At 52.6% G+C, this 18,697-nt stretch carries 23 protein-coding genes; 15 read left to right on the forward strand and 8 right to left on the reverse strand.

What is annotated here, in order from left to right; genetic code table 11:
* The first annotated feature begins 18 nt into the window (after positions 1-18).
* The 4 genes from JCR24_RS02105 to JCR24_RS02120 all read left to right on the forward strand — a co-directional run bounded on the left by JCR24_RS02105 (position 19) and on the right by JCR24_RS02120 (position 3,025).
* Positions 19-900 carry a YitT family protein gene (locus JCR24_RS02105; protein ID WP_238979978.1) on the forward strand — a complete coding sequence of 294 codons (882 nt, stop codon included), beginning with the start codon at positions 19-21 and terminating at the stop codon, positions 898-900.
* 82 nt (positions 901-982) lie between these two features.
* Positions 983-1,750 carry a metal ABC transporter ATP-binding protein gene (locus JCR24_RS02110; RefSeq protein WP_011231951.1) on the forward strand — a complete coding sequence of 256 codons (768 nt, stop codon included), beginning with the start codon at positions 983-985 and terminating at the stop codon, positions 1,748-1,750.
* Between the two features lie 25 nt (positions 1,751-1,775).
* Positions 1,776-2,609 carry a metal ABC transporter permease gene (locus tag JCR24_RS02115; RefSeq protein WP_238979979.1) on the forward strand — a complete coding sequence of 278 codons (834 nt, stop codon included), beginning with the start codon at positions 1,776-1,778 and terminating at the stop codon, positions 2,607-2,609.
* Positions 2,606-3,025, forward strand: a complete 420-nt coding sequence (locus JCR24_RS02120; RefSeq protein WP_021322332.1) for a Fur family transcriptional regulator — start codon at positions 2,606-2,608, stop codon at positions 3,023-3,025. The genes JCR24_RS02115 and JCR24_RS02120 overlap by 4 nt, the downstream gene beginning before the upstream one ends.
* 37 nt (positions 3,026-3,062) lie before the next feature.
* Here JCR24_RS02120 and JCR24_RS02125 read toward each other — a convergent pair whose 3' ends face one another.
* Entirely contained in the window at positions 3,063-3,629 is a 567-nt protein-coding gene (locus tag JCR24_RS02125) for a haloacid dehalogenase (protein WP_020756540.1), read from the reverse strand.
* A 97-nt stretch (positions 3,630-3,726) separates the two neighbouring features.
* On the opposite strand from JCR24_RS02125, the gene JCR24_RS02130 reads away from it, so the two are divergent.
* Positions 3,727-4,074 carry a hypothetical protein gene (locus JCR24_RS02130; RefSeq protein WP_011231947.1) on the forward strand — a complete coding sequence of 116 codons (348 nt, stop codon included), beginning with the start codon at positions 3,727-3,729 and terminating at the stop codon, positions 4,072-4,074.
* A 57-nt stretch (positions 4,075-4,131) separates the two neighbouring features.
* On the opposite strand, the gene ispG is transcribed toward JCR24_RS02130, so the two are convergent.
* Together ispG and JCR24_RS02140 are read right to left on the reverse strand one after the other, a co-directional pair.
* Positions 4,132-5,256 (reverse strand): flavodoxin-dependent (E)-4-hydroxy-3-methylbut-2-enyl-diphosphate synthase, encoded by a 1,125-nt coding sequence (gene ispG, locus JCR24_RS02135; protein ID WP_021322333.1) that lies wholly within the window; start codon positions 5,254-5,256, stop codon positions 4,132-4,134.
* An 82-nt stretch (positions 5,257-5,338) separates the two neighbouring features.
* A complete protein-coding gene (locus tag JCR24_RS02140) occupies positions 5,339-5,653 on the reverse strand; it encodes a type IV pilus assembly protein FimV (protein ID WP_020756543.1) in 315 nt (104 codons plus the stop codon).
* Between the two features lie 299 nt (positions 5,654-5,952).
* Here JCR24_RS02140 and JCR24_RS02145 point away from each other — a divergent pair, with 299 nt between their 5' ends.
* The 3 genes from JCR24_RS02145 to pstA all read left to right on the forward strand — a co-directional run bounded on the left by JCR24_RS02145 (position 5,953) and on the right by pstA (position 8,721).
* Positions 5,953-6,843, forward strand: coding sequence for a phosphate ABC transporter substrate-binding protein PstS family protein (locus JCR24_RS02145; RefSeq protein ID WP_020756545.1), 891 nt, complete (start codon positions 5,953-5,955; stop codon positions 6,841-6,843).
* 65 nt (positions 6,844-6,908) lie between these two features.
* Entirely contained in the window at positions 6,909-7,796 is an 888-nt protein-coding gene (pstC, locus tag JCR24_RS02150; RefSeq protein ID WP_020278347.1) for a phosphate ABC transporter permease subunit PstC, read from the forward strand.
* Position 7,797: 1 nt separating this feature from the next.
* Positions 7,798-8,721 carry a phosphate ABC transporter permease PstA gene (gene pstA / locus JCR24_RS02155; protein WP_011231941.1) on the forward strand — a complete coding sequence of 308 codons (924 nt, stop codon included), beginning with the start codon at positions 7,798-7,800 and terminating at the stop codon, positions 8,719-8,721.
* Positions 8,722-8,759: 38 nt separating this feature from the next.
* Here pstA and JCR24_RS02160 read toward each other — a convergent pair whose 3' ends face one another.
* The 3 genes from JCR24_RS02160 to JCR24_RS02170 form a co-directional block, all read right to left on the reverse strand.
* Positions 8,760-9,533, reverse strand: coding sequence for a DUF1189 domain-containing protein (locus tag JCR24_RS02160; protein WP_014196356.1), 774 nt, complete (start codon positions 9,531-9,533; stop codon positions 8,760-8,762).
* A 94-nt stretch (positions 9,534-9,627) separates the two neighbouring features.
* Positions 9,628-10,005 (reverse strand): methyl-accepting chemotaxis protein, encoded by a 378-nt coding sequence (locus JCR24_RS02165; RefSeq protein WP_238979980.1) that lies wholly within the window; start codon positions 10,003-10,005, stop codon positions 9,628-9,630.
* Positions 9,969-10,478, reverse strand: a complete 510-nt coding sequence (locus JCR24_RS02170) for a chemotaxis protein (protein WP_238979981.1) — start codon at positions 10,476-10,478, stop codon at positions 9,969-9,971. The genes JCR24_RS02165 and JCR24_RS02170 overlap by 37 nt, the downstream gene beginning before the upstream one ends.
* Positions 10,479-10,680: 202 nt before the next feature.
* On the opposite strand from JCR24_RS02170, the gene sodA reads away from it, so the two are divergent.
* The 4 genes from sodA (at position 10,681) to pstB (ending at position 16,057) form a co-directional block, all read left to right on the forward strand.
* On the forward strand, positions 10,681-11,295 hold the full coding sequence (gene sodA / locus JCR24_RS02175; protein WP_011231937.1) for a superoxide dismutase SodA: 615 nt from the start codon (positions 10,681-10,683) through the stop codon (positions 11,293-11,295).
* A 142-nt stretch (positions 11,296-11,437) separates the two neighbouring features.
* Complete coding sequence (locus JCR24_RS02180; protein WP_238979982.1) at positions 11,438-12,730, forward strand: MFS transporter; 1,293 nt, start codon at positions 11,438-11,440, stop codon at positions 12,728-12,730.
* Between the two features lie 72 nt (positions 12,731-12,802).
* Entirely contained in the window at positions 12,803-14,917 is a 2,115-nt protein-coding gene (locus tag JCR24_RS02185; protein ID WP_042381064.1) for a peptidoglycan D,D-transpeptidase FtsI family protein, read from the forward strand.
* 330 nt (positions 14,918-15,247) lie between these two features.
* Positions 15,248-16,057, forward strand: a complete 810-nt coding sequence (gene pstB, locus JCR24_RS02190) for a phosphate ABC transporter ATP-binding protein PstB (RefSeq protein WP_119878022.1) — start codon at positions 15,248-15,250, stop codon at positions 16,055-16,057.
* Positions 16,058-16,201: 144 nt separating this feature from the next.
* Here the strand turns inward: pstB and JCR24_RS02195 are convergent, their stop codons facing one another.
* Positions 16,202-16,651 carry an endolytic transglycosylase MltG gene (locus JCR24_RS02195; RefSeq protein WP_015375407.1) on the reverse strand — a complete coding sequence of 150 codons (450 nt, stop codon included), beginning with the start codon at positions 16,649-16,651 and terminating at the stop codon, positions 16,202-16,204.
* Positions 16,648-16,998 carry a sigma factor-like helix-turn-helix DNA-binding protein gene (locus tag JCR24_RS02200; RefSeq protein WP_012820534.1) on the reverse strand — a complete coding sequence of 117 codons (351 nt, stop codon included), beginning with the start codon at positions 16,996-16,998 and terminating at the stop codon, positions 16,648-16,650. Before JCR24_RS02200 ends, JCR24_RS02195 begins: the two co-directional genes overlap by 4 nt.
* A gap of 159 nt (positions 16,999-17,157) precedes the next feature.
* Here JCR24_RS02200 and rpmG point away from each other — a divergent pair, with 159 nt between their 5' ends.
* From rpmG to JCR24_RS02215, 3 genes are read left to right on the forward strand one after another with little or no spacing between them, the layout of a single operon-like run.
* Entirely contained in the window at positions 17,158-17,307 is a 150-nt protein-coding gene (gene rpmG / locus JCR24_RS02205) for a 50S ribosomal protein L33 (protein ID WP_011231931.1), read from the forward strand.
* Between the two features lie 53 nt (positions 17,308-17,360).
* Entirely contained in the window at positions 17,361-17,933 is a 573-nt protein-coding gene (locus tag JCR24_RS02210) for a 5-formyltetrahydrofolate cyclo-ligase (protein ID WP_015375406.1), read from the forward strand.
* A complete protein-coding gene (locus tag JCR24_RS02215) occupies positions 17,923-18,696 on the forward strand; it encodes a DUF92 domain-containing protein (RefSeq protein WP_011231929.1) in 774 nt (257 codons plus the stop codon). Before JCR24_RS02210 ends, JCR24_RS02215 begins: the two co-directional genes overlap by 11 nt.
* The last annotated feature ends 1 nt before the right edge of the window (position 18,697 follow it).

The following is an 18,697-nucleotide window of genomic DNA, read 5'->3' on the forward strand; positions in this document are numbered from 1 at the left end:
AAGGGAAAGGGTGGTAGTTTGGTGCCAAAACAGCATAAAAAAGAACCGCTAGGCCATGTGTTGTATCGGGTGTTGATGATCGCCATCGGCGCCTCTTTGGCGGCGTTTGCCATCGAGCGGCTGCTCGTTCCGAACAAAATGATCGACGGCGGCATCATTGGCATATCGCTGATTCTGGACTACTTGACTCCGGACGAATGGCGGCTGCTCAATTTCGCCACGCTCGTCATCCTCTTAAACGCCCCGTTCATGTATTTCGGCTACAAGCAAATCGGAAAAACGTTCATGCTGTCAACGATTTTAGGCGTCGTGATCCTCGGCGTCACCGAACGGCTGTTTCACCATCTTTCCCCGCTGACGACCGAGCCGATTTTAGCCACCGTTTTTGGCGGGTTGTCGCTCGGTCTTGGCGTCGGATTGGTCATCCGTCATGGCGGATCGCTCGATGGGACGGAAATTTTGGGGATTTTGATGACGAAAAGAATCCCGTTTTCGGTCGGCGAGTTTGTCATGTTTGTCAACGTTTTTATTTTTGGCTGGGCGGCGTTTGTGTTTGGCCTCGAGCCAGCCATGTATTCGGTGATGACGTACTACATCGCCTCAAAAACGATCGATGCGGTCATTGAAGGGCTTGACGAGACGCGGGCGGCCTTTATTGTGACCGATCATTATGAGGAAATTTCCGACGCCATTTTGCACCGGCTCGGCCGCGGGACGACGAAATTGCTCGGCAAAGGCGGATATACGGACGAGCAAAAGGAAATCATTTATGCAGTCGTCACGCGCTTGGAAGTGACAAAACTAAAATCGATCGTCAATGAAATCGACCCGGATGCGTTCATCACCATTATGCCGACGCATGAAGTGCGCGGCGCCCGCTTTAAATCAGCGATTCATTGAGGTTTACAAAACGCGGATGGTGGGGTATACTTGCATAGTGAAGCAAATCGGAATGATTCTGAATTAGCAAGGGAGAACCGCCATGGAAAATGGGCTTGTTGTGCAAATTGAGGATGTGTCGTTCCGCTATGAAAACGAGAACGTGCTTGAGCATGTTAGTTTAACGGTGCCGAAAGGGGCATTTTTAGGATTGGTCGGCCCGAACGGCTCGGGAAAATCGACGCTGCTCAAATGTGTGCTCGGCTTGTTAAAACCGAACAGCGGCCGCATTTTTTTGTTCGGCGAGCCGATTGAATCGTTTCGCGAATGGCATCGAATCGGTTTCGTGTCGCAAAAAGCGAACAGCTTCAACCGCAGCTTTCCGGCGACGGTTGAGGAAGTGGCGGCGAGTGGGTTGGCGGCCAAACGCGGCTTATTTCGGCCGCTGACACACGAAGACCGCCGTGCGGTCGAAGCGGCGCTCGCGGCCGTTGGGTTGAGCGGCCTGGCAAAGCGCAATATCGCGGAGCTGTCCGGCGGCCAGCAACAACGGGTATTTATCGCCCGCGCACTGGCGAGCAAGCCGGATTTGCTCATTTTAGACGAGCCGACGGTCGGCGTGGATGCGCGCCATGTGCATGAATTTTACGAACTGCTCGGCGACTTGAACCGCCGCGGCTTAACGCTTATCTTAGTGACGCATGACATCGGGACGATCACGGACCGGGTGACCGATATCGCCTGTTTGAACAAGCGCCTCTATTTCCATGGAAAGGCGGAAGAGTTCGAACATCTTGGCAACGAGGCGATTTCGCAGTTTTATGGCCATCCGCTCCATGTTCTCTCTCACGAGCATGAACGGGCGGAATGAAACGGTGACGGTGGAGGAATGACACGTGTGGGAAGCCATTTGGCAATACGAATTTTTGCGCAATGCGTTTGTTGCCGGCGTTTTGACCGGTTTTACGGCGCCATTGCTCGGCGTTTTTATTGTCGTTCGGCGGCTGTCGCTCATCGCTGATGCATTGAGTCATGTGACGCTCGCCGGCATTGCCGCCGGGCTCTTGCTTGGAAAAGCGGCGCCGGCAGCCGCGAGCTGGAACCCGCTTTACATCGGAATGGGGTTTTCCGTCGTCGGGTCGCTGTTTATCGAAAAGCTGCGCGCTGTGTATCGGCATTATGAAGAGCTTGCGATTCCAATCGTGTTGTCGTCCGGTCTTGGCTTGAGCATCATTTTCATTTCGATGGCCAACGGGTTTACGACCGATTTGTTTTCGTATTTATTCGGCAGCGTCAGCGCCGTCAGCCGTGCTGATGTTTGGACAGCGTTTGCTGTCGCCGCAGCTGCCGCGATCGTGATTTTGACGTTTTACAAAGAGCTGTTTCTTCTTTCCTTTGACGAGGAATACGCCCGAGTCTCCGGCGTTCGCACCACATGGATCCATTTTTTGTTTATTGTGCTTGTTGCGCTCGTCATTGCTGCATCGATGCGCATCGTCGGCGTGCTCCTCATCTCGTCGCTCATGACGCTGCCGGTGGCGGCGAGCATCCGCATCGCCAAAAGTTTTAAACAGGTGATCGGGCTTTCGATTTTGTTCGGGGAGCTGGCCGTCATCGCCGGGCTCTGGGCGGCGTATGAGCTAGACTGGGCGCCGGGTGGAACGATCGTCATCGCAGCGGTTGTCATTTTGCTTTTCGCACTCGGATGGAAAAGGGGGCGGCAGCGATGAATATCGACGAAGCGTTGCAGTTGATGAAAGAGAAAGGATTTAAATATACGGAAAAACGGAGACAAATGCTTGAGTTGTTTGCCGAAAGCGACAAATACTTGACGGCCAAAGACGTGCTTGAAGCGCTCCGTCCCCTCTATCCGGGCTTGAGCGTTGATACTGTGTACCGCAATTTGTCGCTCTTTACGCTGCTTGGCATTTTGGAAATGACCGAGCTTTCCGGGGAGAAACATTTCCGTTTTGCCTGCGGCGCCCGCCGCCACCACCATCATTTCATTTGCATCCAGTGCGGAAAAACGAAGAAGATTGACGCTTGTCCGATGGACGGGTTTGCGGCGCAGCTCGATGGGTATGAGATCACGGACCATAAGTTTGAAATTTACGGCACATGTCCGCAATGTCAACAGAGGGGCTGATCCCAAAACGCATTCGCGTTTTGGATCAGCCCTTTGTTTATGGCTGGAGGCGCTGTTCGATTTCTCGCTTTGCTTCAAGCCAGTTATTGACGCGGATGACGTTTTCGGGGAGCGGGCCTTGGTTGTACGGGGTGTCGAACAAAATGACGGGAATGCCGCATGTTTTGGCGATTTCGCAGGCATTATCGTACTTGTCTTCAAAGAAGGCCGACAGCTTATATTGGCGGACGGCGGCGATTTTGTCGTGCGACCCAATCAGATCAATATGGTGGTAATGGACGCCGTGCCGCCGGAACCAGCGCTCGGTGAGATCATACAAATGGCGGCCGCGGGCGCTGATGTAATACAGCTCGTATTTGTCTTTCCAGCTGTCAATCACCTCAAGCGCATAGCGGGCAAGCGGAGCCCTCTCATAAATATCCGCTTCGTTTTCCTCAAGCCAGCGGTCCATTTCTTCCTCCGCCACGCCGTATAACGGCGCCAAATTGTATTGCGTAATGTCGTGTAATGCGAGCTCTTTGCCGAATGCTTCGTTTAAATACGGAATGAACGTGCTCGGACATGTCACCGTGCCGTCAATGTCGATGCCAAGCCGTTTTTTCACCGCTTCATCCTCCTGTTAGAAAATATTCACACTGATAAAATAACGCCGGTTTCTCATACTAATAATGCTTCTTACTTTAGGAAAGCGAGGGAAGCATATGGCAGACGACCGCGAGCGCACGTATAACGGAAGTTACGTGCAATCGATCGGAAAAGAGGAACCAGAACGCAATTTTATGGAAGAAACAGCGGCGGAAGTCGCTGAACCGATTCGCCGCGGCGACGAACGGGACGAAGAACGCGCGGACGGCGCCGGGCTCGGCTGGCTCGCTTTGGCCCTGTCCATCATCGCCTTGTTTATTTGGCCGATTTTGTTAGGGGCGGCCGGCATTATTGTCGGGTTTATCGCGCGCCGGCGCGGCGCAGAGACGCTCGGTGCGTGGGCCATCGGCATCGGCGTCATCGCTATTCTCGTCCGCCTGTTTATTATGCCGTTTTATACGTAAAAAGCGAGGGTGTCCCCAAGCGGGGACGCCCTTTCTCGTTGTGCAGGAACCTTCCGCTCATTGGGCGGCGCTGCCTTTCAGAGCGGCTTTGTTTTCCTTTTGCTTTGCAAAATATTCTTCCGCCAGCTTGTCGATTTCTTTTTTCAGTTCTTCCACCATTTGCTCTTCCGGTACTTTTCGGACGATTTTGCCGTGGCGGAACAACAAGCCTTCGCCACGGGCGCCGGCAATGCCGATGTCGGCTTCCCGTGCTTCCCCTGGTCCGTTGACGGCGCAACCGAGCACGGCGACTTTGATTGGCGCCTTAATTTTGGCGATATAGTCCTCGATTTCATTGGCGATGCTGATCAAATCGATCTCAATCCGCCCGCACGTCGGGCAGGAAATGAGCGTCGCCGCATTGGAAGCGAGTCCGAACGTTTTTAAAATTTCGCGCGCTACTTTCACTTCTTCAACCGGGTCGGCGCTTAACGAAACGCGGATCGTATTGCCGATGCCTTTGCTTAAAATGGCGCCGAGTCCAACCGCGCTTTTGATCGTGCCGGAGAAAAGCGTGCCCGCTTCGGTGATGCCGACATGGAGCGGGTAGTCGAACGTGCGCGCCGCTTTTTCGTACGCTTCAATGGCGAGGCGTACGTCGGACGCCTTTAACGAAACGATAATATCGTGAAAATCAAGTTCTTCTAAAATGCGGATATGATATAAGGCGCTCTCAACCATGCCGTCGGCTGTTGGATATCCATATTTTTCTAAAATGCGTTTTTCCAGCGATCCGGCGTTGACGCCGATGCGAATCGGTACGCCGCGCTCTTTCGCCGCTTTCACGACCGCTTCGACTTTTTCGCGGCGCCCGATGTTGCCTGGATTGATGCGGATTTTATCGACGCCGCCTTCGATCGCTTTCAGCGCCAATTTATAGTCAAAGTGGATGTCGGCGACAAGCGGGATGTTGATTCGCTTTTTGATTTCCGGTATGGCCTCAGCCGCCCGCTCGTCCGGGCAGGCGACGCGGACGATTTGGCACCCCGCTTCCTCGAGACGGTGGATTTGCGCCACCGTCGCTTCGACATCGTGCGTTTTTGTCGTCGTCATGCTTTGAATGATGACTTCGTTGTTGCCGCCGATTGTCAGCGGACCGACGCGGACCGGCCGAGTCTTTGAACGATGGATGATTTCACCCACGGGAATTCGCTCCTTTTGCATTCAAGTCGCTTTCTGCATTATTGTAACAGTGCCATCCGCCGTTTGACAAGCGATTCGCCGGTTAGCGATAGATCGGCACTTTATAAGTTTTCCCGATTTTTAATGTTTGCGCATGTTCGCCTGGATTTAACCGTTCAAAATCACGGATCAGCTGCTCGAGCGGAACGGGCAATGGGCCGTTGAGTTCTTTCTCGATGATGGACAACAACGTATCGCCAGGGCGAATGGTCACCGTCCGGTACGGGATGGCCGCCTGTTTCGACTGGACAACGGCTGCCGCTGTTTCAGATGAAGGGTGAAGCGTTCCGATGACAAGGTCGCGGTAAACGATATAACTGGAAAGAACGAGAAGCAGGAGAAACATGAATTTTTTCATGACGCTTCCTCCGCATGCGTATATCTATTTCATATGTATGCTTGTCCAGCGAAAATATGTCTTCCTTAGCAAGGTCGTTGAGTTCATGAGGAAAACACTTCAACAAAAGAATGTCTCCAATTTGAAAAACGGCATCACCGTTCTTCTTTGCCTTCAAGGCTCGCTTGACGGCTTTTTGAAAATATTCCTGTTTTTTGTCTTTACAGAAACTTAACAACTGCTTTATAAGGGCCTAACAATGTCTCGCTACAATGGTCTTGTACGTTGAAAGTACGAAAACAAAACGGGGGGATTTCTGAATGTGGAGCAAACGAGTCAAATTGGGATTGGCCGCCTTGTTGATGACCGGCGTTTTGGCCGGCTGCGGGCAGACTGAAAAGAACAACGCGGGCGGCAATGAAGGAACGGCAAAGAAAGAAGAAACCTACTCCGGCACCATTGCACTAGCAGGATCTACAGCGCTTCAGCCGCTGGCAGAGGAAGCGGCAAACGCGTTTATGGAAAAGTATCCGGACGTATCGATCACCGTTCAAGGCGGCGGCAGCGGTACGGGCGTCAACCAAGTGGCAGCCGGCGCCGTGCAAATCGGCAACTCGGATGTGCCGGCGGCGGAGAAGCTGGACGACAAATCGAAAGCGTCAGAGCTTGTTGACCATAAAGTGGCCGGCATCGCCTTTGCGATTGTGGTTAACGACGATGTGAAGGTCGATAATTTAACGACGAAGCAAATTCAAGATATTTTCAGCGGAAAGATTAAAAACTGGAAAGAAGTCGGCGGACCAGATGAAGCCATTCACGTGATCAACCGTCCGGCGTCATCGGGTACGCGGGCGACATTTGAGAAAACGATCATGAAAGGCGTAAAAGTCGATGATTCCATCGGTACGGTGCAAGATTCGAACGGAGCGGTCGAACAGGCGATCAGCTCGACGCCGGGCGCTGTCAGCTATGTAGCGATGTCGTATTTAATCGGGGAAAAGAAAAACTTGAAAACGGTCAAAATTGACGGCGCGGAACCGACGGTGGAAAACATCCGCACGGAAAAGTACCCGTTTTGGTCGTATGAATACATGATTACCAAAGGGGAAGCGAAGGAAGAAGTGCGAGCGTTTATCGACTTTGTCAAGAGCGAAGAATTTGCGCCGACCGTTAAAAAGATGGGGTATATCCCGATGACGGAATTGGAGTAGAGAAGGGCGGAAGGCCGGCTCGTTAGGCCGGCCTTTGACAATGGAGGGATGAAGCCATGCAACAAATGCATACGAAACGGCGGAATCGCTGGCTTGAAGAGTACATCGGCCGCACGTTTGCGGTCATCTGCGGCTGGCTGATCGTTCTGATTACGGTGACGATGATCATCTTTTTGGCGGTAAAGGGAATTCAGTCCTTTACGGACAGCGGTCTTTCGCTTTCCGACATGTTGCTTTCGATGCAATGGGATCCAAACGGCACGCCGCCGAAGTATGGGGCGCTCATTTTTATTGTTGGCTCGATGCTCGTCTCGCTTGGCGCTTTGTTGATCAGTGCGCCGATCGCGTTGGCGTTGGCGATTTTCATGAACTTTATCGCTCCCAAATGGTTCGTTTCGTTGCTCAAGCCGGTGCTGGAGCTGCTTGTCGGCATTCCGTCGGTGGTGTATGGCTGGCTTGGGGTGACGATTCTCGTTCCGCTCTTGCGCGAATGGTTCGGAGGCTCCGGCTTTAGTCTGTTGGCGGGGATCATCGTCCTTAGTATGATGATTTTGCCGACTATCACCAGCATTGCGGCCGACGCCTTGGCCAATGTCCCGATGACGTATATGGAAGCATCATACGGGCTTGGCTCTACGCGTTGGCAGGCGATTTCCCGCGTCATCGTTCCGGCGGCGAAAGCCGGGATTGCCACCGGCGTCGTTCTCGGCTTGGCGCGGGCGTTTGGCGAGGCGCTTGCCGTGCAGATGGTGATCGGCAATACGATTAAGCTGCCTTCAGGCCTTGACAGCCCGACGGCGACGTTAACAAGTGTATTGACGATGGATATGGCGAATACGATCAACGGAACACCATGGAACAACGCGTTATGGACATTGGCGCTCATTTTGCTCTTGATCTCGTTTTTCTTCATTGCCGTGATCCGTTTGGTCGGCCCGAGAAAGGAGCGATAAGATGACAGCGCGAATGATCGATAAAGTTTGGACAGGCATTTTCTATGCGGTGGCTGCTGCAGTCATCGGGTTGCTCATGTTCTTTTTTGCCGTTGTGTTGTCGAAAGGAGCGGGGTTTTGGCAACCTGAGTTTCTGTTCGGACGGCCGAGCAATACGCAAGCGGGCGGCGGCATTGGTCCGCAGCTCATCAATTCATTTTATATGTTGGTTGTGACATTGCTTTTGTCGGTTCCGCTTTCGTTGGGAGCTGGAATTTATTTGGCTGAATACGCCAAACAAGGGCGGATCGTCGGGTTCATTCGCCTTTGCCTGGAAACGATGGCATCATTGCCGTCGATTGTCGTCGGGTTGTTTGGATTGTTGGCGTTTGTCACCTTGACGGGTTGGGGCTATACGCTGCTCGGCGGAGCGTTAGCCGTCACGATCATCAATTTGCCTGGATTGACGCGCATTTGCGAAACGGCGATTTTGGATGTTCCAGCCAACATTAAAGAGGGGAGTCTTGCCCTTGGAGCGACGCGCTGGCAGACGTTGGTCAAAGCGGTGCTTCCGGCCGCCATCCCGCAAATTGTCACCGGCGTCATTTTATCGGCTGGGCGCATTTTCGGCGAAGCGGCTGTTTTCATTTATACCGCTGGGCTGACGACTCCGATGCTTCGTTGGGATGCGGATTGGGGCAGCCAGGCCAACCCGCTGAACGTGTTCCGGCCGGCCGAAACGCTGACGGTGCATATTTGGAAATTGAATTCGGAAGGCATTGTCCCAGACGCAAAGCTGATCGCGGCCAAATCGGCGGCTGTATTGATGGTGGCCGTTCTTTTATTCAATTTGGCCGCACGGCTCGCTTCTTCCTTGCTTGCGCGGCATTTCTCCGGGGGGCGGCGCGCGCGTCGAGGACGAGGAGAAAGAAGCAAAGCAGCGTAAGCACAAAAAAAGCTGTCCTGCATCGACAGGCAGCTTTTTTATATTTCCCGTTTGGCTGATGGCACTTCCTTGACTGCCAAAAAGAGAACGACAAGCGAAACGAACCAATGGATCAACGCGCCGTAGGGCACGACCGCTTGCACCGTTTCCATCACGGTGAAAAAGACGGTCGACAGCGTAATGGCGTAAGCCGACATCACCCATGTATGGCGGTAGCGCAGCGTTTTGTCGAGCACGCCGGCCAAAATCAGGCCGAAAAAGGCAAAGATGCACACGCTGATGAATTTCCCGGCGCAGGCGAGCACGTATAAAACGAGCCCAAAAAGCGGGATGAGGACAGGGAGAAGCGACTGAAGACCGGCGATGAACGCGCGAACGTCTTCGTCGGTAATGGTCACATCCGGAAACGTGGCATAGCTGTAATGCTGCGCCTGATGGCCGGCGACGAGCACGGCTTCATGCTTCAAGAGCGCGATGGCGTTCGGAAACTGCTCGACGTTCTCACTCGTCACTTTGCCGGTGCTGTCAAAAATGATCGTAAATCCGCCTTGATCAATATGAATCGGCGTGGCCGCCTCCGAGTGAAGTTCGCCGTTTTCAATCGAAAACGGCGGCAACTCGTTATTCAATAAGGCGCTCGTTGTGCGGATGCCTTCAGTGAGCGACGAGGAGACATAGTAAAACGTCGGAAGAATGGACAGCAAAGTCAGCAAAAACAAATAACCGATCGTTTTCCCAATTCCCTGAAATCGAAAGCGGGCGATGTCTTTTGGAGAATATAAGCTTTTCCACAGTTGGACGAATACGTTCATCGCAGACACACCTTTCTTTGTCTCCTTTTCCATTGTAGCCGGGAAAGAGGAAGAATTCAACTTGAGACAAAGAAAAAGCGGGCATCTTCCCGCTTTAGTCAGAAGGCAAATGAAAGGTTTCAAGCAAGGCGCGCCATTGCAACACCCGTTCATTTAGTGCATCGGCTTCGGAACGAATGGCAGCCATGGCATTGTGCTGGCCGTCGGTAAAACTCGAAATTTGCTCCATCGACGAAGCAATCTGTTGGGCGACGGTGGCAATCTCTGCGATATGTTCACGCATTTCGCTGATTTGCCGCTCGATGGCGGCGAATTGTTCTGAAATTTGCAGCGTATGTGCGGATGAATGCGACACCATTGTGGTGATTTCTTTAAAGGCTTGTTGGCTTTCCGTGAACGTTTTTTTCGTTTCATCGAGTTGTTTTGCGCTTTCTTTCATCGATTGAACCGCGGCCTCGATTTGGCTTTGCACATCTTGGCTCCTTGCAAATCACTTGAACTAGAAAATGCAGCCAGCCATTGGTCTGTATGCAAAACACCTTGCTTCTTTTTCAATATATCGCGCACGACCTGTTCGGGCAGCGTTTGGTTAGGCGAGGATGGCCGTTTTGCCACCGCCTTTCCCGTTTTCGTTACAATCAATTGCACCGGATGAAGGTGTAAGGCGTGGAATTTCCGTTCATTTAACGTCAATGAATAATTCAGTTTTTGAGAAAACGCTTCATTGGTCGTTGTCGCTTTTAAAATAGAAATTTTTTCAACCATCGTTTCGCTTGATAGCTGCAACTGTTGTTGGATCGACTGAATCGCTGAATGGCGCCCTTGAATATAGCCGATTGAGGTGATGACAAGGGCCGACAACGTCGTTGTAAGCACCATGGCCATCATGACAATGGTCTCAAGTCGAAAGGCGTTCCATAAAGAACCTGATCGTTTCGTTTCCATTTTCGCTGAGTTCCCCCTTAACTGGAAGCTACCTTATACTATAGCTTGTCATTATGAAGAAACGGTCAACGGTGTGTTGAAAATATGTAAACAAAAAGCGAGGACAAGCAAATCGATTGAAACATTGTGCCAACTTTGGTAAGCTAATCTCAAGCGAACGCGTTGGCGTTCGTGTACATAAACCAAAAAGGAGGAGATCGGTATGCCATTTGAATTGCCAGCATTGCCGTATCCGTACGATGCCCTGGAGCCGCACATCGACAAAGAAACGATGAACATTCACCACACGAAGCACCATAACACATACGTTACAAATTTGAATGCGGCGCTTGAAGGGCATCCGGATTTGCAAAACAAATCGCTCGAAGAATTGCTCAGCAATTTGGAAGCCCTTCCGGAAAGCATTCGCACGGCGGTGCGCAACAACGGCGGCGGCCATGCGAACCACTCGCTTTTCTGGACGATTTTGTCGCCAAATGGCGGCGGTGAGCCGACGGGTGAGCTGGCTGAGGCGATCAACAAAAAATTCGGGAGCTTCACCGCGTTTAAAGACGAGTTTTCGAAAGCAGCGGCTGGCCGTTTCGGTTCTGGCTGGGCATGGCTTGTCGTGAACAACGGCGAGCTGGAAATTACGAGCACGCCGAACCAAGATTCGCCGATTATGGAAGGCAAAACGCCGATTCTCGGCTTGGACGTTTGGGAGCATGCGTACTACTTGAAATACCAAAACCGCCGTCCGGAATACATTGCCGCATTCTGGAACATTGTCAACTGGGACGAAGTGGCGAAACGGTACAGCGAAGCGAAAGCGAAGTAATCAACAAAGCGGGGCGAAACAAAGCGCCCCGCTTTTTTTCGCGACGGAGGGTGCAGGCAAAAGAAGCGGTTTTCTTCGCGCCGGGTGCATAGAGGCTGCGGAAACGGCCACACTACCGGATAGATGAAAAGGGGAGTTTGCAATGGCATTTTTCCAAAAACTAACCGGCCAAGAACAAGTGAACCGCGATTTGTTGCTTTTGCTTTGCATCGGTGGGGTTTACGCGCTCGGTGTTTCCCTGTCGAACACGTTTGTCAACATTTATTTATGGAAACAGACCGGCGATTTCCGCGACTTGGCGCTATACAATTTGGCGATTGTCACGATGCAGCCGCTGACGTTTATTTTCGCTGGCCGGATGGCAAAACAAATTGACCGCATTCTCGTTTTGCGGCTTGGCGTGTCGTGTTTAGCCGTTTTTTTTGTCACGGTTTTGCTGGTCGGCTCTCGCGCCCATCAATATTTGCTTTTTCTCGGCGCGCTGCTCGGCGTCGGCTATGGTTTTTATTGGCTGGCATTTAACGTGTTGACATTTGAAATTACCGAACCGGAGACGCGCGACTTTTTTAACGGTTTTTTCGGGGTGTTGACCTCATCAGCCGGCATGATCGGGCCGATTGCCGCCGGTTATATCATCTCATCGCTCCATGGAGCGAAAGGGTATACGTTCGTTTTCTCGCTGTCGCTCGGCTTGTTTCTTGTCGCTGTGCTGCTCAGCTTTTTCTTGAAGCGCCGCGCGGCCGCGGGGAAATATTTGTTCGTCCGCATTTTAAAGGAGCGGAATGAAAACCGGAACTGGCGGCTCATTACGAATGCCCACTTTTTTCAAGGATTGCGTGAAGGCACGTTTGTGTTTATCATTTCCGTGCTTGTGTACGTCACTTCTGGAAGTGAATGGGCGCTCGGCAAATTCGGGCTTGTCAACTCGTTTACGTCGTTTGTCGCCTATTATGCCGTCTCCCGGCTGATCAAGCGTGAATATCGGATGAAAGCGATTTTGCTGGGAGGAGCGCTGCTATATGGGGCGATTTTTTTGATCGTTTTCCATCCGACCTATCCGCGCCTCATTCTTTATGCCATCACGATCGCCATTGCGTATCCATTGCTGCTTGTTCCGTATTCCTCCTTGACGTTTGACGTCATCGGAAAGAGCTGGAAATCGGCCGAGGCGCGCGTCGAATACATCGTTGTCCGCGAATTGTTTTTAAACGCCGGACGGGTGGCGTCGATTTTCGCCTTTTTGACGGCTGTGGCGCTCTTTGGCGAAGAAGCTGGCATCCGCGTGTTGATGTTTGTGTGCGGAGCCGGGCATTTGGTGATTTATTGGTTTGTCCGCCGCATTCGTTTCACCGATGGCCATCCGGAGCACGGCCGGCGCGAGCGGCTTTTGCTTCGGCCGAAGCTGGCCGGCGAACGAGGCCGTTCGCCGGTGTGAGGGGCCAAGTTTTTCCCTAGCCATGACCGACTTTTTCTTTTACAATAGGGGGAGGAGAAGGAGGACCGGGGGATGAAACGGAAAAAGCGAGCACAAGTGCCGATTCGGTTAAACATTTTGTTTTTCTTTGTTTTTTTGTTGTTTTCAGCACTGATTTTACGCCTTGGCGTCGTACAAATCGTCTACGGTGAAGATTATCGGCGCGAAGTGGAGCGAACGCAGGATGAAATCGTCAGCACGCCGGTGCCGCGCGGCAAAATTTACGATCGATTCGGCCGCGTGATCGTCGACAACACACCGCAAAAGGCGATTACGTACACGCGCTCCAAAACGACACAGCCGGAAGAAATATTGGACATAGCAAGGAAACTTGCCCAATACATCGACATTCCCGATGCTGAGAAAAAAGTAACTGAGCGCGATATGAAAGATTATTGGATTTTAACGCATCCGAAAGAAGCGAAACGGAAGGTGAGCGAACAAGAACGGAAAAAGCTCGCTGATCAAGGATTGACGCAAAAAGAGATCGACAAAAAAGTGTACGAGTGGACGCTCGATCGCATCACCAAGCAAGATTTGGCGCAAATTTCGAAAGCAGAGCTTGAAGTGATCGCCATTAAACATGAGATGGAGAGCGGCTACGCCTTGACGCCACAGACGGTCAAAAGCAAAGGAGTGACCGACCGCGAATATGCGGTCGTCAGCGAGCATTTGAGCGAGCTGCCCGGCGTCAATACGACGGTGGATTGGGACCGGAAATACGTCTATGACAACACATTCCGCTCTGTGCTCGGCAGTGTGACTGAAGAAGACGAAGGCGTCCCGCGCGAACGGCTCGATTACTTTTTAGCCCGCGACTACAGCCGCAATGACCGCGTCGGCAAAAGCTATTTGGAGATGCAGTATGAAGAAGTGCTGCACGGCAAAAAGGCAAAAGTGAAAAACGTTGTTGACAAATCGGGCAATGTCATCTCGGTTGAGCAAGTGTATCCAGGCGAGCGCGGCAAAGACCTCGTGTTAACCATTGATGCCGAGCTCCAGCAAAAGGTTGAGCAAATCATTCAACAAGAGATTCTGGCGACGAAGCGCAAAGGCCGATCGCCGCTCTTGGACCGGGCGTTTGTCGTCATGATGAACCCGAAGACGGGCGAAGTGTTGGCGATGGCCGGCAAGCTTCTTCAAGACGGCAAATTTGTCGACTTTGCCATCGGCAACATCACGTCCGCCTATGCGATGGGATCGGCGGTGAAAGGGGCGACCGTTCTCACCGGCTTTCAAACCGGGGTGCTTCATCCGAATACGTATATAAAGGACGAGCCGCTGTATATTAAAGGAACCCCGGTGAAAAAATCATGGAAGACGATGGGGACGATCAACGAACTGACGGCGCTCAAGCAGTCGTCGAACGTCTATATGTTCAAAACAGCGATCGCCATCGGGGGCGGTGTGTACCGTCCGCATGCGCCGCTTCGCATCAATCCAGAGGCATTTGCGACGATTCGCCACTATTTCAGCCAATTCGGCCTTGGCGTGAAAACGGGCATCGATTTGCCGAACGAACTTAGCGGCTTCCAAGGACAAAGCACGCGCGGCGGATTTTTGCTCGACTTAGCCATCGGCCAGTACGATATGTATACGCCGATGCAGCTGGCGCAATACGTCTCGACGATCGCCAACGGCGGCTATCGGATGAAGCCGCAGCTTGTCAAAGAAATTCGTGAGCCGTCGGCTGACGGAAAAAAACTTGGCCGGATCATGAAACGGTTCGAACCGGTTGTGCTAAACCGGATTGATATGAAGACGGAATACATCAAGCGGGTGCAAGAAGGATTCCGCCGTGTGATGCAAGAGCCGGGCGGAACGGCGTATTCGTACTTTGCGAGTGCTTCGTACAAGCCGGCCGGCAAAACGGGGACGGCAGAGGCGTTTTACGATGGACCGATCCAAAGCCGACGGAATGATCCAACGTACAACTTGACGCTTGTTGGCTATGCGCCGTACAACGATCCAGAAGTGTCGTTCGCCGTTGTCGTCCCGTGGGCGACGCAAGGGGAGAGCGACGGGATTAATGACCGGATCGGCCGCCGCATTTTGGACGCCTATTTTGAATTGAAAGCGAAGCGGGCGGCCGGAGGCGGGAGCAGCTTCGATGCGCAAGGCGGCGCGGAGGCCGCCGATGCGCGCTGACAGGAAAGGCGCCTAGCCAGGCGCCTCTTTTTTTGCGCTTGCAAAAAAATGGCTCTTCACTAAAAGTTGTACTTGATTTTTTCTGAACATACCCTATTTACGCTTGTGAGGGAAAATCAGCACTTTTTGCATATCTTTGTGCCGGAAACCGTATTGCTTGTCAAGTACATGTTGTGGTGAAGAGCCAAAAAATGATGTTCGTTTACAAAAACTTTACATACCGTCCACACAGCGTTAACGATCGTTTTGTATGCTCATGATAGGAAAAACTCGATCTTCCGCTGCCAGTGAGGGCGGAAGGAAATGAAAGGAGTCACGCCGATGAGTACGATGGCGGTGGTGGAGCGCCGAAAAGAGGACATTCCTTCGGCCCAGTTGGTGAAAAAAGAGGTTGTTTACGAAACGAATGGACTGAACGTATGGTATGGCGAGCATCATGCGTTAAAACATATTCACCTGTCTTTTTATGAACGCGAGATTACAGCGATTATCGGCCCGTCAGGATGCGGCAAGTCAACCTATATCAAAACGCTCAATCGAATGATCGAGCTCATTCCAAACGTCCGGCTCGAAGGGGAGATTTTGTATCGCGGCCGCCGCATTTTTGACACGTCATACCCTGTTGAACAGCTGCGGACGCAAGTGGGCATGGTGTTTCAAAAGCCCAACCCGTTTCCAAAGTCGATTTATGACAACGTCGCCTATGGGCCGCGCATTCATGGGATCCGCGACCGGCGGCGGCTCGATGAGATCGTCGAAAAAAGCTTGCGCCAAGCGGCGCTCTGGGAGGAAGTCAAAGATCGGCTTCATGAAAATGCCCTCGGTTTATCGGGCGGCCAACAGCAGCGGCTGTGCATCGCCCGCTGTTTGGCCGTCGAGCCGGATGTCATTTTAATGGATGAACCGACATCAGCGCTCGATCCCATTTCGACAGCGAAGGTCGAGGAGTTGATGGGCGAGCTGAAAACAAAATACAGCATCATCATTGTCACGCATAATATGCAGCAGGCGGCTCGCATTTCCGATCGGACAGCGTTTTTCTTAAACGGAGAAGTGATTGAGTACGGCGAGACAAAAACGTTGTTTTCTCGTCCAGCTGATCAGCGGACGGCGGATTATATCGCCGGGCGGTTCGGATGATAAAAGCGGCCGGAGGGCGTCAGGCATGACGGACAAAAAGTTCGTTTCAAAAAAGATGTGTTTCTTTCAAAAAACGCTGTTTGATGCGCAGACACAGCCTTAAGAAAAGGTGTCCCGGTCCTTTGGGAGGGACACCTTCTTTCGTTATGGTTCGGCAATCAAACGGCCGATGGCTGCGTAGTCCATATCGCTCCGCACGTTGTAGACGCCGGGGCGGATGGAGCGCGTCAGCCCATGTTGTTCCAAGTAGTCGTTGAAGGCGCGGGCGCTTTGAACGATGCCAGCCTCTTCAAGTTCGCGGGCAAATGTCTCTGGCGTATCTCCTTTTTGAATAACGAGTCGATAGACGTAAACGGTTTGCCCTGATGGTTCGGACATCTGCTTGGACGCCGCTTTCGGAGCGGCGTTCGGCTGAGCGCTGCGGAGCCTGTCGTATTCCTCTTTCGCCACGGCGACAAGCCCATGCTGTTTGAGGAACGTCTTGATTTCCGCTTCCGTCGGTGCAGCCGGGGGTGAAGCGTAATACGAGGCGCCGATCAGTGCTGTCGATGCAAGCAGCCCGAGGGCAAACGAACGCATGGATCGCTTGTTCATCGGCGCAACCTCCTTACCGCCCGCTCGACTTCCGCAACGGTCAGCCCCGTCTCACGGGCGATGTCTTCGAGCGGGAATCCTTGTTTATGCAAAAACAAGATGCGCCGATCGGCCGGCGACAATGATCCGCCAAGCCGCGGCGAAGCGGACCGTTGCCGCTCCGGAATGAGGAGCTCCTCCTCGATGACTTGCAGCCGCTTTTTGATCTGGTACGTTTCTTGCGCCAGGGAAACGGTCAAATGATCGATTTGTTCTTCGAGCGGTTTCAGTTCATCTTTCGCAAAAAAGGAAAGAACAAGGAGAATAATGGCTAGAGCTGCCAAAGCGATGATTGCGTATTCCACCACATGCATCCCTCCCCTTTTCACTATACCATACCATTCTCTGCTTGTGGCGCTCTTATTGAACAAAGATGAAATTTAGAGGTGGAAATCGCCGAAGAAAAATGGTATCATAGAAAGGTCTGATTATATATAAAGTATAAAGCTCGTTTGGAGGGAAAAAAGATGCGCGTGAACATTACATTGGCATGCACAGAATGCGGCGAACGCAACTATATTACATCGAAAAATAAACGCAACAACCCAGAGCGTTTGGAATTGAAAAAATATTGCCCGCGCGATCGCAAAGTCACGTTGCACCGCGAAACGAAGTAAGCAGTGGGAAGATGATTCCTGCTGCTTTTTATCTTTATGGGAGGAAGGGGAAGATGATGGACGGCAAACAGGAATGGCGCCAGCGCATGTTGAATCAGCTTCGGCAGCTTAAAGCGGCAGAAAAAGAGATGTACGATCGGCAAATCGCCGCTCATTTATATCGGTGGCCATTATGGCAAACGGCGCGGACGATCGCCATGACGGTGTCGAGAGAGACGGAAGTCAACACCTTGCCGATCATGGAACAGGCGTGGCGGGAAGGAAAAACGATCGGCGTCCCGAAATGCGATCCAAGGGCAAAAACGATGTCCTTTCGGCGGCTTGAGTCGTTTTCCCAGCTCGAAAAAGCGTACGCCGGATTGTTTGAGCCGATTGAAAAACAAACAACGCCGATCGACCGCGATGAGTTTGATCTCATCATTGTCCCGGGGGTCTGTTTTGCCAAAACCGGCTACCGGATCGGCTATGGCGGCGGGTATTACGATCGATATTTGCGGGGAGCTTCGGCGGTGACGGCAGCGCTGGCTTACTCCTTTCAAGTGATGGACGACATTCCGGCCGAGGAGCATGATGTGCCGGTGAAATTCATTATTACTGATCAAGGAGTTCTTCACTGTGAGCGATGAATGGTGGTATATCGCGGTCTCTGCCCTCGCCGCCGGCGGCGGGTGGTTGTTGCGCTTGTTGTCCATATCAGGAGCGGCGGCAACCGTTGTCATCGGCGCAGCGGTTGGATGCGGCTTTTCATGGGGCGGAATATGGGTGTTAGGCTGCTTTTTTGTCAGCTCCAGCTTCTTTAGCCACATCGGAAGGCAACGCAAGGCAAAACTGTCTGAAAAATTGGCGAAAGGCGGGCGGCGCGATGCCATCCAAGTGCTGGCCAATGGCGGGGTGCCGGCCGTGTTGGCGCTATTGGCCGCTGTCCGTCCCGACCCGATTTGGGATGATCTGTTTGTTGTCGCCGTCGCTGCAGCGAACGCTGATACGTGGGCATCTGAAATCGGTTCTTTAAGCCCGTGGCCGCCTCGGGTTTGGCCGAGCTTTCGGCCGGTGGAAGCCGGCACCTCAGGGGCTGTGACGCTCCTTGGCACGGCTGCTTCGTTTGCCGGCGCACTGTTTATTGCGGCTGTTGGCGTGTTTTTTCTCGACGTCCGACCCGTTTTTACTCTTGCCTTTTTCGGTTGGCTCGGCAGCTGGTTCGATACGTGGCTTGGCGCGGCTTGGCAAGCGGCTTACCGCTGTCCGGCATGCGGGGCGACGACTGAGCGGAAATGGCATTGCGGGCAGGCGACCATTCATATGAAAGGCTGGCGGTGGCTTGACAATGATGCGGTGAACGTTCTTTCGGTCATCTTTGCGGTGCTGGCCGCCTTCGTGCTGGCGCGTTAGA

Source organism: Geobacillus sp. YHL, from assembly GCF_022341265.1.
GTDB classification, from domain to species: Bacteria; Bacillota; Bacilli; order Bacillales; family Anoxybacillaceae; genus Geobacillus; species Geobacillus thermoleovorans.

Coding starts and splice junctions, on each gene's coding strand:
- JCR24_RS02110 (WP_011231951.1), top strand. CDS start 983: ATGGAAAATGGGCTTGTTGTGCAAATTGAGGATGTGTCGTTCCGCTAT.
- JCR24_RS02120 (WP_021322332.1), top strand. CDS start 2,606: ATGAATATCGACGAAGCGTTGCAGTTGATGAAAGAGAAAGGATTTAAA.
- JCR24_RS02130 (WP_011231947.1), top strand. CDS start 3,727: ATGGCAGACGACCGCGAGCGCACGTATAACGGAAGTTACGTGCAATCG.
- JCR24_RS02140 (WP_020756543.1), bottom strand. CDS start 5,653: ATGAAAAAATTCATGTTTCTCCTGCTTCTCGTTCTTTCCAGTTATATC.
- JCR24_RS02145 (WP_020756545.1), top strand. CDS start 5,953: ATGTGGAGCAAACGAGTCAAATTGGGATTGGCCGCCTTGTTGATGACC.
- pstC (WP_020278347.1), top strand. CDS start 6,909: ATGCATACGAAACGGCGGAATCGCTGGCTTGAAGAGTACATCGGCCGC.
- pstA (WP_011231941.1), top strand. CDS start 7,798: ATGACAGCGCGAATGATCGATAAAGTTTGGACAGGCATTTTCTATGCG.
- JCR24_RS02160 (WP_014196356.1), bottom strand. CDS start 9,533: ATGAACGTATTCGTCCAACTGTGGAAAAGCTTATATTCTCCAAAAGAC.
- JCR24_RS02170 (WP_238979981.1), bottom strand. CDS start 10,478: ATGGAAACGAAACGATCAGGTTCTTTATGGAACGCCTTTCGACTTGAG.
- sodA (WP_011231937.1), top strand. CDS start 10,681: ATGCCATTTGAATTGCCAGCATTGCCGTATCCGTACGATGCCCTGGAG.
- JCR24_RS02180 (WP_238979982.1), top strand. CDS start 11,438: ATGGCATTTTTCCAAAAACTAACCGGCCAAGAACAAGTGAACCGCGAT.
- JCR24_RS02185 (WP_042381064.1), top strand. CDS start 12,803: ATGAAACGGAAAAAGCGAGCACAAGTGCCGATTCGGTTAAACATTTTG.
- pstB (WP_119878022.1), top strand. CDS start 15,248: ATGGCGGTGGTGGAGCGCCGAAAAGAGGACATTCCTTCGGCCCAGTTG.
- JCR24_RS02195 (WP_015375407.1), bottom strand. CDS start 16,651: ATGAACAAGCGATCCATGCGTTCGTTTGCCCTCGGGCTGCTTGCATCG.
- rpmG (WP_011231931.1), top strand. CDS start 17,158: ATGCGCGTGAACATTACATTGGCATGCACAGAATGCGGCGAACGCAAC.
- JCR24_RS02210 (WP_015375406.1), top strand. CDS start 17,361: ATGATGGACGGCAAACAGGAATGGCGCCAGCGCATGTTGAATCAGCTT.